Source organism: Pseudomonas sp. GW821-FHT07G06, assembly GCF_058986625.1.
The window spans coordinates 232,328-247,902 of sequence record NZ_JBYSVW010000005.1 but is presented as its reverse complement, the minus strand read 5'-3'; the positions used below and the strand labels follow the sequence as shown (position 1 = coordinate 247,902).

Below are 15,575 nucleotides of genomic sequence, written 5' to 3'. Positions count from 1 at the left end.
CCTATGTCCGCGACCCTGAGCAAACCCCTGGCACCATCCTGGGTCAGCCGATTCAAGGAACAGAGCCTGGAGCGCGGTCGCCGTTACGCGCTGGAGAATCGTGTCAGGATCGTCGAGGCCGGTGACGCAACCATCGTCGCCGCGTGCGAAGGCTCGGGCGGTAACGTTTACCGCCAGACCATTCGCCTGCGCGAGTCAGCCAAAGGCACGCTGCTGATGGTCGATGCCATCTGCTCCTGCCCGGTCCACAGCAACTGCAAACATTGCGCAGCGGTGCTCCTGCAAGTGCAGGAAACCCTCGACTACCCCGCTGCCGCCAAAGACGCCGAACTCCTGGAAAAACTCCAGGCCGTCCTGGAAAACCGCAGCCCGAAAGCCCCGCCGCAAGTGCTGGTGGACAATGTGCAACCGGTACCGCGCCTGTGGCTGGCCAGCATCGAGTTCAGCGCCTTCGAACCGCGCAATGGGCGAATGCAGCGCTACATCCAGCATCGCGCGGCGCTGTCCTTCAGCTATCTGGACGAATACGTATCCGGACAGAAAAACACCGATATCCTGATTCGCCAGGAAACCCAGACGCTGCGGATAAAACGCCACCCGGACGTGGAACAGTCCTACCGGGAACAGCTGCGAATCCTCGGCTTCAAAGTCGCTACCCGGCAAAGCAAGGCCTTGCCGGAAAGCGCCGGCGAGCTGTTCGAAATGGTCAATGACAGCGCCTGGCTGACCTTTACCCTCAATGAACTGCCAAAGTTGCGCACCCAGGGCTGGGAATTGCAGATCGACGAGGACTTCGGTTTCGACCTGACGGCGGTAGACGACTGGTACGCCACGGTCGAACAGGCACCGGAGCGCGACTGGTTCGACCTGGAGCTGGGGATCATCGTCAACGGCGAGCGCCTGAGCCTGTTGCCGATCCTGCTCAACCTGATGCGCTCCCACACCGAAATCCTCAACCCGGAGCGCCTTGCCCGACGCCGCGACGACGAGTTGATCCTGGTCAACATCCCCCATCGCCCGAACTCCGAGCACGGCCCGCTGCAAGTCGCCCTGCCCTTCGGCCGCCTGAAACCGGTGCTGGCCACCCTCGGCGAGTTTTACCTGCAGGAGCCCGGCGACACCACGCTGCGCCTGAGCAAGGCCGATGCCACGCGCCTGAACCCGCTGGAAGACATGCCACTGCTCTGGGAGGGCGGCGAACAGATCCGCACCTTTGCCCAGCGCCTGCGTGACATCAAGGACCACACGGCCACTGCCCCGGAAGGCTTGAATGCGACCCTGCGCCCGTATCAGCTTGAGGGCCTGAGCTGGATGCAATCGCTGCGGCAGCTGGAAGTGGGTGGCATTCTCGCGGACGACATGGGTCTGGGCAAAACCCTGCAGACACTGGCGCACGTGCTGAGCGAGAAAAACGCCGGCCGTCTCGATCGGCCGTGCATGGTGGTGATGCCGACCAGCCTGATTCCCAACTGGCTCGACGAAGCGGCGCACTTTACGCCGCAGCTCAAGGTACTGGCGCTGTACGGCGCCAGCCGCAAAAAACACTTCGACAAGCTGGCTGACTACGACCTGATCCTGACCACCTATGCGCTGCTGCCCAAGGATGTCGAGCGCCTGGCGGCGCAGCCCTTGCACATACTGGTGCTGGATGAAGCGCAGTACATCAAGAATCCGACCAGCAAGGCCGCCCAGGCTGCCCGCGAGCTCAATGCCCGGCAGCGCCTGTGCCTGAGTGGCACACCGCTGGAAAACCACCTCGGCGAACTCTGGTCACTGTTTCACTTCCTCTTGCCGGGCTGGCTCGGTGACGTCAAAAGCTTCAACCGCGATTACCGCGTACCGATTGAAAAACGCACCAGCGAGGTCAGGCTTCAGCACCTCAACGGCCGGATCAAGCCCTTCCTGCTGCGCCGCACCAAGGAACAGGTGGCCACCGAGTTGCCGCCGAAAACCGAGATCATCCACTGGGTCGAACTCAACGAGGCCCAGCGTGACGTTTACGAAACCATGCGCCTGGCCATGGACAAGAAAGTCCGCGACGAGATCACCCGCAAAGGCGTGGCCCGCAGCCAGATCATCATTCTTGAAGCTTTGCTCAAGCTGCGCCAGGTGTGCTGCGATTTGCGCCTGGTCAACGAAGCAACCCTGCCAAGCCGTGGCAGCACCTCGGGCAAGCTCGACAGCCTGATGGAAATGCTCGAGGAATTGTTCGAGGAGGGTCGGCGGATCCTGCTGTTCTCGCAGTTCACTTCAATGCTGTCGCTGATTGAGGATGAGCTGAACAAACGTGGAATCGACTACGCCCTGCTGACCGGCCAGACCCGCGACCGCCGCACACCGGTGAAGGAATTCCAGAGCGGCAAGCGTCAGATATTTCTGATCAGCCTGAAGGCCGGCGGCGTTGGCCTGAACCTGACCGAAGCGGACACGGTGATTCACTACGACCCGTGGTGGAACCCGGCGACGGAAAACCAGGCGACCGACCGGGCGTATCGCATTGGTCAGGAGAAGCCCGTGTTCGTTTACAAACTGATTGCGCGCGGCACGGTGGAAGAAAAAATCCAGCACCTGCAGAAGGAAAAGTCCGACCTCGCGGCCGGCGTGCTGGACGGGCGCAAGGCCGGGGACTGGAAACTGCAGGGCGATGATATCGAGGCGTTGTTTGCGCCGTTGCCGGAAAATCTCGGAAAACGTTGAGATGTGCGGCGCTTATTCGTCCGCTATCGCGAGCAAGCTCGCTCCCACAATGACCGCGTCGAACACAAACTCTACGAACGCCACTAAACCTGTGGGAGCGAGCTTGCTCGCGATGAAGTCAACTCGATATCAAGCGGAGCTCAGCCCTTGAGCACCCGCGCCAGCGTCGATTTCACCTTGCCCATGCCGTCATGCAACGCCTGTTCGATCTCGGCCATGGTAATCACCGCCGTCGACTTGCCCGCCGCCGGGTTCACCACCAGCGCCAGACAGGCGTAATCCAGTTCCAGCTCGCGGGCCAGCGCGGCTTCCGGCATACCGGTCATGCCGACGATGTCGCAGCCGTCGCGCTCCAGCCGGGCGATTTCGGCCACCGTCTCCAGGCGCGGCCCTTGAGTGCAGGCATACACGCCATGACTGCTGTAGCCCACACCTTCCGCCGCCAGCGCCGCGATCAATTGCTGGCGCAACGGCTCGCTATAGGGGTAGCTGAAGTCGATATGAGTAACGTGTTCCAGATCATCGGCAAAGTAGGTGTGCTCGCGACCACTGGTGTAGTCGATCAACTGATGCGGCACGCAGAAATGCCCGGTGCCCATGGCTGCATGGATGCCGCCCACGGCGTTGACCGCCAGAATGGCTTCGGCACCGGCCTGCTTCAGCGCCCAGAGATTGGCGCGATAGTTGACCTGATGCGGCGGGAAACGATGGGGGTGGCCATGGCGCGCCAGGAACAGCACTTCCTTGCCGGCATACTCGCCGATCTGAACGTCGGCTGAAGGTGCGCCATAAGGCGTGTCCACTGCCAGTGACTGGCGAATGCTCAGGCCTTCGAGCTGAGTCAGGCCAGTGCCACCGATAATCGCGTAAACCGTCATAACGAACAGTCCTTAATCAATCAATTGAGCTTCTTTGAGCGCGCCGACAGCGGCCAGCCAGCGCGGGTCTTGACGGTACTCGGTGCTGGCGAACGACTGGCCGCGCATCCGCGCAATGCGCTCGGAAGGCTTGACCTTCAGGCGTTGCGCAGCGCTCAGGGCCAGTTCGGCGGCCGCACGGTCGTTGCACACCAGCCCCATGTCGCAACCGGCCGTCAGCGCCGCTTCGATACGACTGGCGGCATCGCCGACCACGTGGGCGCCTGCCATGGACAGGTCGTCACTGAAGATCACGCCATCGAACTGCAACTCGCCGCGCAGGATGTCCTGCAACCAGCGGCGGGAGAAACCTGCGGGCTGGGAATCGACCTGTGGATAAATAACGTGGGCCGGCATGACCGCAGCCAATTGCTTGCTCAATTTGGCAAACGGCACCAGGTCGTTGGCGCGGATCTCATCGAGACTGCGCTCATCATTCGGGATCGCGACGTGGGAATCAGCCTCGGCCCAGCCGTGACCCGGAAAGTGCTTGCCGGTCGCGGCCATCCCGGCGCTGTTCATGCCACGGATGAACGCACCCGCGAGCAAGGCAGCGCGCTCGGGATCACCTTCGAACGAACGGGTGCCGACAACGGCGCTGCGCTGGTAATCGAGGTCGAGCACCGGGGCGAAGCTCAGGTCCAGGCCAACGGCCAACACTTCGGTCGCCATGATCCAGCCGCACTGCTCGGCCAGGTATTCGGCGTTCGGGTTGTCGGCAATGGCGCGCATGGCGGGCAGGCGCACGAAACCCTGGCGCAGGCGCTGCACGCGGCCGCCCTCTTGATCCACCGCCAACAGCAGATCTGGGCGAATGGCGCGAATCGCCGCACTCAGCTCGCGCACTTGACGCGGATGCTCGATGTTACGGGCAAAGATGATCAAGCCGCCCACTTCGGGCTGGCGCAACAATTGGCGATCTTCAGCCGTCAGCCAGGTACCGGCGACGTCCACCATCAACGAGCCTTGCAAGCCAGCAGTCATAAAAATTCCTTGATAACAGAAAACCCGGCCCACACGCATTCGCCGCCAGGGGCAAGGCCTGGCAGATTGGCGAGTTCGATGGGAAACGGGTTCAGAACGAGAGTCGGCATGGGCGGCTAGCTTAGCGGATGTCAGCTGCCGCGCCCACCCGTGTGCGGTTAAACCTTGGCGGCAACCGGTGCCGATTTGCTGCGTGGGCGCAACTGGGCAGTGGCCATGGCGGTATCGGTCACACCGGATTCGGCACGCATGCCGGCGGCCAGGAACGGCACCATCAGGCGCATGACCTGTTCGATCGAGGTGTTCACGCCGAAGTCGGTTTCGGCAATCGCGCGCAAGGCCTTGATACCGGACATGCTGAACGCCGCCGCACCCAGCATGAAGTGCACGCGCCAGAACAGTTCGATGGGCGGAATACGCGGCGCCGCTTCGTTGACCAGCATCATGTAGCGGCGGAACACCTTGCCGTACATGTCCTCCAGATAACGACGCAAGTGCCCCTGGCTCTGACTGAACGCCAGCCCCAGCAGACGCATGAAGATGGACAGGTCGTTGCCGCTGCGCGGTTGCACCACCAGGGCCTGCTCGACGAGGATTTCCAGCAACTCTTCGAGGGTCGGCTTGATTTCAGGCTTGGCCTGACGCCGCTCCAGCTCTTTGTCGAGGCTGATGCAGAACGGCCCGAGGAACCGCGAGAAAACCGCCTGGATCAACGCCTTCTTCGAACCGAAGTGATAGTTCACCGCCGCCAGGTTGACACCGGCCTTGCTGGTGATCAGGCGCAACGAGGTTTCGGCGAAACCTTTTTCCGCAAACAACTGCTCGGCTGCATCAAGAATGCGTTCAACGGTTTCCGACTGGGCCATGGCTACTCCGCCTGACAAACACTTGTTTGAAACATACGTTTCAGCCTGTGCCTTGTCAAGTCTGGCAGTTCGTTTCGGGAATGGTCGGTCAGACATTTAACCACACAACGGCGAAGCTTCAATCCACTGACTGATTGACCGTCTGGCGGCGACTGAAAAATGGAGCATTGCCAAGACCGACTTACTGTATATAATCCCAGTCACTGTATAAAAAAACAGAGCGATCAATATGCTAAAGCTGACGCCACGACAAGCAGAGATTCTGGCTTTCATCAAACGCTGCCTGGAAGACAACGGATACCCCCCCACCCGTGCGGAAATCGCTCAGGAACTGGGTTTCAAGTCACCCAATGCGGCGGAAGAGCACCTCAAGGCGCTGGCCCGCAAGGGTGCCATCGAGATGACGCCTGGCGCCTCCCGTGGCATTCGCATCCCCGGCTTCGAAGCCAAGGCCGACGACTCCACCCTGCCGATCATTGGCCGGGTCGCAGCCGGCGCCCCGATTCTTGCGCAGCAACACATCGAAGAGTCCTGCAACATCAATCCTGCCTTCTTCCATCCGCGCGCCGACTACCTGCTGCGCGTCCACGGGATGAGCATGAAGGATGTCGGCATTTTCGACGGCGACCTGCTGGCCGTCCACACCACCCGTGAAGCCCGTAACGGCCAGATCGTGGTTGCACGAATCGGCGACGAAGTGACCGTCAAGCGCTTCAAGCGTGACGGCAGCAAAGTCTGGCTGATCGCCGAAAACCCCGAGTTCGCCCCTATCGAAGTGAACCTTCAAGATCAGGAACTGGTGATCGAAGGCTTGAGTGTCGGCGTGATTCGCCGCTAAAGGAGGCTCCATGCAGTTCCCACAGCCATCACCACAGCAAACCCAACTGCCGTTGTTCGAAGCGTTCATGGCACAGCCATTGGCGCCGATCCTGAAAGACGTAGTCGAGTCCCCCTGGAGCGCCGAACCTGACGTTTTCAGCGAGCTGTCACTGCGTGGTGCAGCCGGGAACTGCCTGAGCCTTCTGGCACCGATCCTCAGGGAATTGAGCCAGGACCAGGACGCACGCTGGCTGACACTGATCGCGCCACCCGCCAGCCTGACCCAAGCCTGGCTGCGAGATGCCGGCCTCAACCGCGAGCGCATTCTGTTGCTGCACCCCCGGGGCACCCAAAGTGCTCAGCAACTGACCTGCGAAGCCCTGCGTCTCGGGCGCAGCCATACGGTTGTCAGCTGGCTCAATCCTCTGAGCAGCCAATCCCGGCAACAGTTGATCAGCGCCGCCCGGACCGGGGACGCTCAGAGCCTGAATATTCGTTTGGGATAACTGACAGCCGGGGCGCGAGCTTACCCGCGCGAGGCTTCTCCAGGGAGAGAGAAGCCGATGTGTAGCGACATCAGGAAAACCGACGGACGGGGATCAATGAAGAACCCGTGGCCCCTCGTCCTTGTCGAATTCGCCTTCAACCAGGCGACCTGCCATCTGGACTCCCACGCTCAACATCGCCTTGGCGACTTCCACGTGTTGCCCTTGCAGGAACGCTTTGGCGTCCTCGGAGAAATCCAAAGTAACCAGAGAACCCTCGTCCTCGGCCCTGCGCAGCTCGATACGGCCGTCTGGTAACTCGACAATTTCTAGAAAGGACGTTGGCATAAAGGACTGTTCTCCACGAAAGGCGGGGATTATATAGGCATCGGCCAGGCTTCGCTCGGGATCTTGACCAGATGCCATCCCAAAACTGTTTCTGTCAGCACTCGTTCAGGCCTTCGCGAAAGCGGATCGCCAATCCTTTCAGATTCTGGCGCCAGCTCTCCAGCTCTTCCCGACTCAGCTCCTCTGGCTCATCCACTTCATCCAGATTGACAGCCTGAATCAGAGGCTGGGTCACGTCCCCTTTTGGCTTGTGGGGCGCGCGCGGCGGCTGAAACAACGCAGCATGGGCAGCCAACAACTTGGCCAGCCAGGTCTCAGGGTTGTTGGCCAGTTCGACCAGCTCGGCCATTTCCGGAATGGCGATGGTTTCCAGCACTTCGCGAGTCAGCAGTAGCTCCGCACGGGGTGCATTGGCCTGAGGCAGGCGATAGAAGCCGGCGATTTCATGACACAGGCCCAACAGCGCGCCGTACAGGTGAAACAGCGCAGATTCGCGTCCGGCCTGGATCAGCGCCAGCGAATTCATCGCCCGACCCTCTTCAGTGCGCGCCAGTGCTTCCAGCGACAAGCCGGCGAAATAAATCTTCTGATTGGTGCGGGTATAAAGTTCGTGGGCCATGACGGCAGCCTCCACAACGAAATAATTGCTTCACGCAGGTCCTGTGTAGGAGCGAGCCTGCTCGCGATGGACTTGAGAGCAACGCGGGCATCCTGAAAGCCCGCGTTATCGTTGACGACCATCGCGAGCAGGCTCGCTCCTACAGGGGTCTTGCGATTCTACGCCTTCGCAATTCCCATGCGCCTTTTGTAGGAGCGAGCTTGCTCCGGGCGGCGTTCCGACGATGGACTTGAGAGCAACGCGGGCATCCTGAAGGCCCGCGTCATCGTTGACGACCATCGCGAGCAAGCTCGCTCCTACAGGGGTCTTGCGATTCTACGCCTTTGCAGCCGGGCGCTTGTCTTCAACCGTCCACTTGCCGCCGTCGTAGAACGCTTTCCAGCCAGTCGGCTTACCGTCAACTTCGGTCTGCACGTACTGTTCCTTGGTCTTGCGGCTGTAACGAATCACAGCCGGGAGGCCATCGGGATCTTTCTTCGGCGCTTCGCAGAGGAAGTGATACTTCGGATCGATCTCATCCTTGTGCGGCACGATCTCGATAACCAGCGGAGCACGCGTCTCACGGTTTTTCGGGAACTGGCTGGCCGCCAGGAACAGGCCGGATGCACCGTCGCGCAGGATATAGGTGTCGTTGACCTTTTCGCATTTCAGCTCAGGCATCTTCACCGGGTCCATCTTCGGCGGCGCCGCATCACCGCTCTTCAGCAGTTTGCGGGTGTTCTTGCAGGTGGCGTTGGTGCAACCGAAGAACTTGCCGAAACGGCCGGTCTTGAGCTGCATCTCGCTGCCGCACTTGTCGCATTCCAGGCTCGGACCTTCATAGCCCTTGATGCGATAGGTGCCCTCTTCGATTTCGTAGCCGTCGCAATCCGGGTTGTTACCGCAGATGTGCAACTTGCGCTTCTCGTCCAGCAGGTAGGCATCCATCGCCGTGCTGCAGATCGGGCAGCGATGCTTGCCACGCAATACCAGCGACTCCGACTCACCTTCGTCGTCCGCGGCGATTTCGTCGCCCGGCACCAGGTTGACGGTGGCCTTGCAGCGCTCTTTCGGCGGCAGGCTGTAGCCCGAGCAACCGAGGAATACGCCGGTCGACGCGGTGCGAATCTGCATCGGACGACCGCAGGTCGTGCACGGAATGTCGGTCATCACCGGCTGGTTGGCACGCATGCCGTTTTCCGGGCTTTCGGCTACTTCGAGCTTCTTCTTGAAGTCGCCGTAGAACTCGTCGAGCACGTTTTTCCAGTCGCGCTCGCCCTGGGCCACGTCATCGAGATGTTCTTCCATGCCGGCGGTGAAACCGTAGTCCATCAGGTTCGAGAAGCTCTCGGCCAGGCGCTCGGTGACGATGTCGCCCATCTTTTCCGAGTAGAAGCGACGGTTGTGCAACGCCACGTAACCACGGTCCTGAATGGTCGAAATGATCGCTGCGTAGGTCGAAGGACGACCGATGCCGCGTTTTTCCATTTCCTTGACCAGGCTGGCTTCCGAGTAACGCGCCGGCGGCTTGGTGAAATGCTGGGTCGGATCAAGCTTGATCAGCTTCATCGCGTCGCCCTGGGCCATGTCCGGCAACACATCGTCGTCGCCTGGCTTGGCGATTTGCGGCATGACTCGGGTGTAACCGTCGAACTTCAGGATGCGGCCCTTGGCACGCAGCTCGAAGTCGCCAGCGCCCACAGTGACGGTCGTCGACAGGTATTGCGCCGGCAGCATCTGGCAAGCCAGGAACTGGCGCCAGATCAGCTCGTAGAGGCGCTCAGCGTCACGCTCCATGCCCGACAGCTTGCTTGGCTCGGTATTGGCGTCGGACGGACGAATCGCTTCGTGAGCCTCTTGTGCGCCTTCCTTGCTGCTGTAGACATTCGGGGTTTCCGGCAGGTACTTCTTGCCGAACTCGCCTTCAATATAGGTACGCGCCATTGCCACGGCATCAACCGAGAGGTTGGTCGAGTCGGTACGCATGTAAGTGATGTAGCCGGCTTCGTACAGACGCTGGGCCATCATCATGGTTTTCTTCACCCCGAAGCCCAGGCGGTTGCTCGCGGCCTGCTGAAGGGTGGAGGTGATGAACGGCGCCGACGGCTTGCTGCTGGTCGGTTTGTCTTCGCGCTTGACGATGCTGTAGCTGGAAGCCTTGAGCTTCTCCAGCGCGGCCATGGCCTGGGCTTCGTTGAGCGGCTTGAACGCTTCGCCTTTCTCGCGGGCCACGTCGAAACGCACGGTCGCGCCTTTTGCGGTGCCGAGGTCGGCGTGCACTTCCCAGTACTCTTCCGGGATGAACGCGCGGATTTCACGTTCGCGCTCAACCACCAGCTTCACGGCAACCGATTGCACGCGACCGGCGGACAGGCCACGAGCGATCTTGGCCCACAGCAACGGCGAAACCATGTAGCCCACGACGCGATCGAGGAAGCGACGAGCCTGCTGGGCGTTGACGCGGTCGATATCCAGCTCGCCCGGCTGGGAGAAGGCTTCCTGGATCGCCTTCTTGGTGATTTCGTTGAACACCACGCGCTTGTAGCGGCTGTCGTCACCACCGATGGCTTCGCGCAGGTGCCAGGCAATGGCTTCCCCCTCGCGGTCCAAGTCGGTTGCGAGATAGATGGTGTCAGCATCCTTGGCGAGCCGGCGCAGCTCTTCGATGACTTTTTCCTTGCCCGGGAGGATCTCGTACTTGGCTTTCCAGCCATGATCCGGATCGACCCCCATGCGCGCGACCAGCTGCTTGCGCGCTTTTTCTTTAGGCGACAGTGCCGGCGCTTCACCTGCAGCAGCCTTGCCGCGCTTGGCGGCTGGCTCTTTGCTGGCGCTAGCCGAACCGCTGGTGGGCAGGTCTCGGATATGGCCGATACTCGACTTCACCACGTATTCGTTGCCCAAATACTTGTTGATGGTCTTGGCCTTAGCCGGGGATTCCACAATGACCAGCGATTTGCCCATGGATCAGAAAATTCCTGAATTCGAGAAGTGAAAGGCGATTGGCGCCTGACGCGGCACCGCTATATATAGTGGCTACAAGGTGAGGTCAAGCGCAGGGTATTGCGCGCACTCAGCTTATGGCTTGGTAAAAAGACTTTCTTCGGCCTGCACCAAAGCAAAGCGTGGCACCTGTTCGCCGTCAACTTCGACGGACTCCAGGAACATGCTCAAGGGACGCACCCAAAAGCCGTAATCGCCATACAGGGCTTGATAGAAGACCACTTCTTCTTCGGTTTCCGAATGCCGCGCAACACTGAATACGCGGTACTGCGGACCTTTGTAATGTTGGTAGAGCCCAGGTTGTATCGGCATGCTTTGGCCCTCACTCAAATTTTTTCAAAATAAAAACAAAATAAATCCGGAAAAACAAAAACCGGGGCACTTGGCCCCGGCTTCCATCAACGAGACGCTTAAACGCGTTCGAAGACGGTGGAGATGCCTTGGCCGAGACCAATGCACATGGTGGCTACCCCGAAGGTACCGCCATTCTGCTTCATCACATTGAGCAAAGTGCCGGAGATACGCGCACCGGAGCAACCGAACGGGTGGCCCAGGGCGATCGCGCCGCCGTGCAGGTTAACCTTCTCGTTCATCTTGTCGAGCACTTTCAGATCTTTCAGCACTGGCAGGGCCTGTGCGGCGAAAGCTTCGTTGAGCTCGAAGAAGTCGATGTCGGAGATGCCAAGACCCGCGCGCTTCAGTGCTTTTTGTGTGGCCGGTACTGGACCATAGCCCATGATTGCCGGATCCACACCTGCCACTGCCATCGAGCGAATCACCGCCAGAGGCTGGATGCCCAGGTCCTGTGCGCGCTGCGCCGACATCACGATCATGCACGAAGCACCATCGGTGATCTGCGACGAAGTACCCGCTGTCACGGTGCCGCCCTTCGGATTGAACGCCGGCTTGAGCGCCGCCAGGCTTTCCAGGGTGGTTTCCGGACGAATGGTTTCGTCGTAGTCGAAGGTTTTCAGGAAACCGTTCTCGTCGTAGCCCTGCATCGGGATGATTTCGTCTTTGAACTTGCCTTCCACGGTCGCCTTGTGGGCGAGTTGGTGGGAGCGCACGCCGAAAGCGTCCTGTTGCTCGCGGGTAATGCCGTGCATTTTGCCCAGCATTTCCGCGGTCAGGCCCATCATGCCCGAGGCTTTCGCCGCGTACAGCGACATGTGCGGGTTCGGATCGACACCGTGCATCATGCTCACGTGGCCCATATGCTCGACGCCACCAACGACGAACACGTCACCGTTGCCGGTCATGATCGCTTGCGCAGCAGTGTGCAAAGCGCTCATGGACGAGCCGCACAGACGGCTGACGGTCTGGCCGGCCGAGGTGTGCGGGATCTGGGTCATCAGCGACGCCATGCGCGCGATGTTCCAGCCCTGCTCCAGGGTCTGGTTCACACAGCCCCAGATCACGTCCTCGACTTCGTTCGGATCGACCTTGACGTTACGTTCCAGCAGTTTGCTGATCAGGTGCGCCGACATGTCTTCGGCGCGGGTGTTGCGGTGCATGCCGCCCTTGGAGCGGCCCATCGGAGTACGACCGAAGTCGACAATCACGACGTCTCTAGGATTCAAGCTCATAAGTTCACTCTCACTCTAGTTGGGGGCGCTTAACCGAAGAAGCTCTGGCCGTTCTTGGCCATTTCGCGCAGCTTCGCGGTCGGGTGGTACAGCGCGCCCAAATCAGCGTACTGGTCAGCCAGGGCAACGAACTCTGCCACACCGATCGAATCGATGTAACGCAGCGCACCGCCACGGAATGGAGGGAAACCAATGCCGTAGACCAGCCCCATGTCGGCTTCGGCAGCGGTTTCGACGATGCCGTCTTCCAGGCAACGCACGGTTTCCAGGCACAGCGGGATCATCATCCAGTTGATGATGTCTTCGTCAGTGACTTCGCGCTGTTCGTAAACGATCGGCTTGAGCACTTCCAGTACCGAAGGATCGGCGACTTTCTTCTGCTTGCCCTTCTTGTCGGTCTCGTAGGCGTAGAAGCCCTTGCCGTTCTTCTGGCCCAGGCGCTTGGCTTCGTAGAGCACGTCGACGGCCGAGCGACGGTCGTCCTTCATGCGGTCCGGGAAGCCGTCAGCCATCACGTCACGACCGTGGTGGCCGGTGTCGATGCCGACCACGTCCATCAGGTAGGCCGGGCCCATCGGCCAGCCGAATTTTTCCATGATCTTGTCGATACGGACGAAGTCCACACCGGCGCTGACCAGCTTGGCGAAACCGCCGAAGTACGGGAACAGCACGCGGTTGACCAGGAAGCCCGGGCAGTCGTTGACGACGATCGGGTTCTTGCCCATTTTCTTGGCGTAGGCAACGGTGGTGGCAACGGCCAGCTCGCTGGACTTCTCGCCACGGATCACTTCCACCAGCGGCATCATGTGCACCGGGTTGAAGAAGTGCATGCCGACGAAGTTTTCCGGACGCTTGAGGGCCTTGGCCAGCAAGGTGATGGAAATGGTCGAGGTGTTGGACGCGAGGATGGTGTCCTCTTTGACCTTGTCTTCGACTTCGGCCAGAACGGCTTGCTTGACCTTAGGGTTCTCGACGACTGCTTCGACCACTAGGTCCACGTGACCGAAATCACCGTAGGACAAGGTCGGACGAATGCCGTTGAGCACTTCAGCCATTTTCGCGGCGGTCATGCGACCTTTTTCAACGCGGCCAACCAGCAGCTTGGCGGCTTCGGCCAGACCCTGCTCGATGCCGTGCTCGTTGATGTCCTTCATCAGGATCGGCGTACCTTTGGAAGCCGACTGATAGGCGATACCGCCACCCATGATGCCGGCGCCCAGTACGGCGGCCTGCTTCACGTCCTTGGCGATTTCGTCGTAGGCCTTGGCCTTTTTCTTCAGTTCCTGGTCGTTCAGGAACAGACCGACCAGGCTCTGTGCGGCCGAAGTCTTGGCCAGCTTGGCGAAACCTGCGGCTTCAATTTCCAGGGCCTTGTCGCGACCGAAGTTCGCGGCTTTCTGGATGGTCTTGATCGCTTCAACCGGCGCCGGGTAGTTCGGGCCAGCCTGACCGGCCACGAAACCCTTGGCGGTTTCGAAAGCCATCATTTGCTCGATGGCGTTCAGCTTCAGCTTTTCCAGCTTCGGCTGGCGCTTGGCCTTGTAGTCAAACTCGCCGGAGATGGCGCGCTTGATCAGTTCCAGTGCGGCCTCTTGCAGCTTTTCTGGAGCAACCACGGCGTCGACAGCGCCAACTTTCAGCGCGTCTTCAGGACGGTTTTCCTTGCCGGCGGCAATCCACTCGATGGCGTTGTCGGCACCGATCAGACGCGGCAGACGAACGGTACCGCCGAAGCCCGGGTAGATGCCCAGCTTGACTTCCGGCAGGCCGATCTTGGCCTTGGTGGACATGACGCGGTAGTCCGCCGCCAGGCACATTTCCAGACCGCCACCCAGCGCGATGCCATTGATCGCGACAACGGTCGGAACATTGAGGTCTTCGAAATCGCTGAAAATCTTGTTGGCTTCGAGGTTGCCAGCAACAAGCTCTGCATCCGGCAGCTTGAAGTTGTCGACAAATTCGGTGATGTCGGCGCCGACGATGAACACGTCCTTGCCACTGCTGACGATCACGCCCTTGATCGAAGCATCTGCCTTGATGGTGTCTACGGCCTGACGCAGTTCGTTCAGGGTTAGACGGTTGAACTTGTTGACGGACTCACCCTTGAGGTCGAACTTCAGTTCGACGATGCCACTTTCAAGAGCCTTAACCGTGATGGCTTTACCTTCGTAAATCATCAACTGATCTCCACGATATGGAAGCTGAACAGTACACGTCGGACGCAGGCGAATGGCTTGGCAGGGACGTTAATCGTCGATGCTACGCCCATTCCCCCGGCACACCCGCCAACGCGATAGTCGGGATTCTGTAGGAGCGGTCTGAAATACAAACGCTCAATTCATACGCCCGTTTGATTCGGGTACGTCACCTTCACGGAATTTCCAGCAATTGTCAATCGCCCGAAACACGGGTTGAAACGCGACTTTCCGGTCATATCCGTACCGCGAAGACCTTAAACACGCCTAAGCATGCAGGGTCATTCATAGAATCAATTGTTAGAAAATGCGCCCTAATTCGCTGCAGCCCGTGTTTAACAAGCTACGCTGGCGGAACCAAGGGGAAAATTGTGAACGCTTATGGCGAATGCCCAGCGCAAGATCAGCCAACACCGATTTACCGGCCTGCCTGGCCAACCCGCCCGATGATTTTGTCGGGCTTTTTATTGCGCGCGACAGAAGCCCCTGTAGGAGCTGCCGCAGGCTGCGATCTTTTGATCTTGTTTTTTAAAATCAAAGTCAAAAGATCGCAGCCTGCGGCAGCTCCTACAGGGGGATCCGGAACGCAGCTTCAGGCGAGCGCCTTGAGGGTGGCATCGATGTGCTGCAACACCTCGGCCTCGCCCTTCTCACCCCAATACAAGGCGATGATTTGCTTGTCGGCCTCGACCTTGTAGACATTGCCCGGCAATTTTTCGAAATGATTGAGCAGCGCCTGATCTTCACAGGTTTCCTGCCATTGATTGACCCAGACTCCCGGTGATTTTTGCCAGTAACTCCAGCACGCCGGCTGACTGCCACGACGCGGACGATGGTACTGGGCGCACGGGCTCGGCGGCTCCTGGCTCAGCCAGTGTGGCCATTCCTGAGGTGCCAGCTGCATGGCCAATCCAATGCGCCGGGCCTCCATGCGCAGGGCGATGCGCCCACTCTGGGCACGCGACGGGCGCAACCATGCCAGTGGGCTGAGTACCACCAACAGGATTGACACCACTATCCACACCGTCATATCTGTACTCCCGATTCTTGATGAGCCCATTGTGTCACTTTGGAACC

The 15,575-nt window shown here is 59.9% G+C and carries 13 protein-coding genes; 3 read left to right on the top strand and 10 right to left on the bottom strand.

The window, feature by feature from the left end:
• Positions 1-3 precede the first annotated feature (3 nt).
• Entirely contained in the window at positions 4-2,697 is a 2,694-nt protein-coding gene (locus AC3WJW_RS12325; RefSeq protein ID WP_493726167.1) for an SNF2-related protein, read from the top strand.
• Positions 2,698-2,837: 140 nt separating this feature from the next.
• On the opposite strand, the gene AC3WJW_RS12320 is transcribed toward AC3WJW_RS12325, so the two are convergent.
• The 3 genes from AC3WJW_RS12320 to AC3WJW_RS12310 all read right to left on the bottom strand — a co-directional run bounded on the left by AC3WJW_RS12320 (position 2,838) and on the right by AC3WJW_RS12310 (position 5,464).
• Positions 2,838-3,575, bottom strand: a complete 738-nt coding sequence (locus AC3WJW_RS12320) for an S-methyl-5'-thioinosine phosphorylase (RefSeq protein ID WP_007974037.1) — start codon at positions 3,573-3,575, stop codon at positions 2,838-2,840.
• Positions 3,576-3,587: 12 nt separating this feature from the next.
• Complete coding sequence (nagZ, locus tag AC3WJW_RS12315) at positions 3,588-4,598, bottom strand: beta-N-acetylhexosaminidase (protein WP_056722002.1); 1,011 nt, start codon at positions 4,596-4,598, stop codon at positions 3,588-3,590.
• Positions 4,599-4,756: 158 nt separating this feature from the next.
• On the bottom strand, positions 4,757-5,464 hold the full coding sequence (locus AC3WJW_RS12310; protein WP_493726166.1) for a TetR/AcrR family transcriptional regulator: 708 nt from the start codon (positions 5,462-5,464) through the stop codon (positions 4,757-4,759).
• Between the two features lie 229 nt (positions 5,465-5,693).
• Between AC3WJW_RS12310 and lexA the strand changes: the two genes are divergently transcribed.
• Together lexA and sulA are read left to right on the top strand one after the other, a co-directional pair.
• Complete coding sequence (lexA, locus tag AC3WJW_RS12305; protein ID WP_007974043.1) at positions 5,694-6,302, top strand: transcriptional repressor LexA; 609 nt, start codon at positions 5,694-5,696, stop codon at positions 6,300-6,302.
• Between the two features lie 10 nt (positions 6,303-6,312).
• Positions 6,313-6,789: an SOS-induced cell division inhibitor SulA gene (gene sulA, locus AC3WJW_RS12300; RefSeq protein WP_095965240.1), complete on the top strand. Its 477-nt coding sequence runs from the start codon at positions 6,313-6,315 to the stop codon at positions 6,787-6,789.
• A gap of 93 nt (positions 6,790-6,882) precedes the next feature.
• On the opposite strand, the gene AC3WJW_RS12295 is transcribed toward sulA, so the two are convergent.
• From AC3WJW_RS12295 to AC3WJW_RS12265, 7 genes are all read right to left on the bottom strand, one after another.
• On the bottom strand, positions 6,883-7,116 hold the full coding sequence (locus tag AC3WJW_RS12295; protein WP_007991404.1) for a hypothetical protein: 234 nt from the start codon (positions 7,114-7,116) through the stop codon (positions 6,883-6,885).
• A 94-nt stretch (positions 7,117-7,210) separates the two neighbouring features.
• Positions 7,211-7,735 carry a DUF6586 family protein gene (locus tag AC3WJW_RS12290; RefSeq protein WP_015095954.1) on the bottom strand — a complete coding sequence of 175 codons (525 nt, stop codon included), beginning with the start codon at positions 7,733-7,735 and terminating at the stop codon, positions 7,211-7,213.
• Between the two features lie 315 nt (positions 7,736-8,050).
• Complete coding sequence (gene topA / locus AC3WJW_RS12285; protein ID WP_015095955.1) at positions 8,051-10,678, bottom strand: type I DNA topoisomerase; 2,628 nt, start codon at positions 10,676-10,678, stop codon at positions 8,051-8,053.
• Positions 10,679-10,792: 114 nt separating this feature from the next.
• The gene (locus tag AC3WJW_RS12280; RefSeq protein WP_007986363.1) at positions 10,793-11,029 is read right to left on the bottom strand and encodes a DUF1653 domain-containing protein; all 237 of its coding nucleotides are present in this window, start codon (positions 11,027-11,029) and stop codon (positions 10,793-10,795) included.
• Between the two features lie 98 nt (positions 11,030-11,127).
• The gene (gene fadA / locus AC3WJW_RS12275) at positions 11,128-12,303 is read right to left on the bottom strand and encodes an acetyl-CoA C-acyltransferase FadA (protein WP_008023006.1); all 1,176 of its coding nucleotides are present in this window, start codon (positions 12,301-12,303) and stop codon (positions 11,128-11,130) included.
• A gap of 29 nt (positions 12,304-12,332) precedes the next feature.
• The gene (gene fadB / locus AC3WJW_RS12270; RefSeq protein WP_493726165.1) at positions 12,333-14,480 is read right to left on the bottom strand and encodes a fatty acid oxidation complex subunit alpha FadB; all 2,148 of its coding nucleotides are present in this window, start codon (positions 14,478-14,480) and stop codon (positions 12,333-12,335) included.
• Between the two features lie 610 nt (positions 14,481-15,090).
• Positions 15,091-15,528, bottom strand: a complete 438-nt coding sequence (locus tag AC3WJW_RS12265) for a hypothetical protein (protein ID WP_104449726.1) — start codon at positions 15,526-15,528, stop codon at positions 15,091-15,093.
• Positions 15,529-15,575: the final 47 nt, after the last annotated feature.

Bases quoted from the DNA above. Each gene is read 5' to 3' on its own strand.
- AC3WJW_RS12280 (WP_007986363.1), bottom strand. From the start codon at position 11,029: ATGCCGATACAACCTGGGCTCTACCAACATTACAAAGGTCCGCAGTAC.
- nagZ (WP_056722002.1), bottom strand. From the start codon at position 4,598: ATGACTGCTGGCTTGCAAGGCTCGTTGATGGTGGACGTCGCCGGTACC.
- fadB (WP_493726165.1), bottom strand. From the start codon at position 14,480: ATGATTTACGAAGGTAAAGCCATCACGGTTAAGGCTCTTGAAAGTGGC.
- lexA (WP_007974043.1), top strand. From the start codon at position 5,694: ATGCTAAAGCTGACGCCACGACAAGCAGAGATTCTGGCTTTCATCAAA.
- AC3WJW_RS12295 (WP_007991404.1), bottom strand. From the start codon at position 7,116: ATGCCAACGTCCTTTCTAGAAATTGTCGAGTTACCAGACGGCCGTATC.
- topA (WP_015095955.1), bottom strand. From the start codon at position 10,678: ATGGGCAAATCGCTGGTCATTGTGGAATCCCCGGCTAAGGCCAAGACC.
- AC3WJW_RS12290 (WP_015095954.1), bottom strand. From the start codon at position 7,735: ATGGCCCACGAACTTTATACCCGCACCAATCAGAAGATTTATTTCGCC.
- sulA (WP_095965240.1), top strand. From the start codon at position 6,313: ATGCAGTTCCCACAGCCATCACCACAGCAAACCCAACTGCCGTTGTTC.
- AC3WJW_RS12325 (WP_493726167.1), top strand. From the start codon at position 4: ATGTCCGCGACCCTGAGCAAACCCCTGGCACCATCCTGGGTCAGCCGA.
- fadA (WP_008023006.1), bottom strand. From the start codon at position 12,303: ATGAGCTTGAATCCTAGAGACGTCGTGATTGTCGACTTCGGTCGTACT.
- AC3WJW_RS12265 (WP_104449726.1), bottom strand. From the start codon at position 15,528: ATGACGGTGTGGATAGTGGTGTCAATCCTGTTGGTGGTACTCAGCCCA.
- AC3WJW_RS12310 (WP_493726166.1), bottom strand. From the start codon at position 5,464: ATGGCCCAGTCGGAAACCGTTGAACGCATTCTTGATGCAGCCGAGCAG.
- AC3WJW_RS12320 (WP_007974037.1), bottom strand. From the start codon at position 3,575: ATGACGGTTTACGCGATTATCGGTGGCACTGGCCTGACTCAGCTCGAA.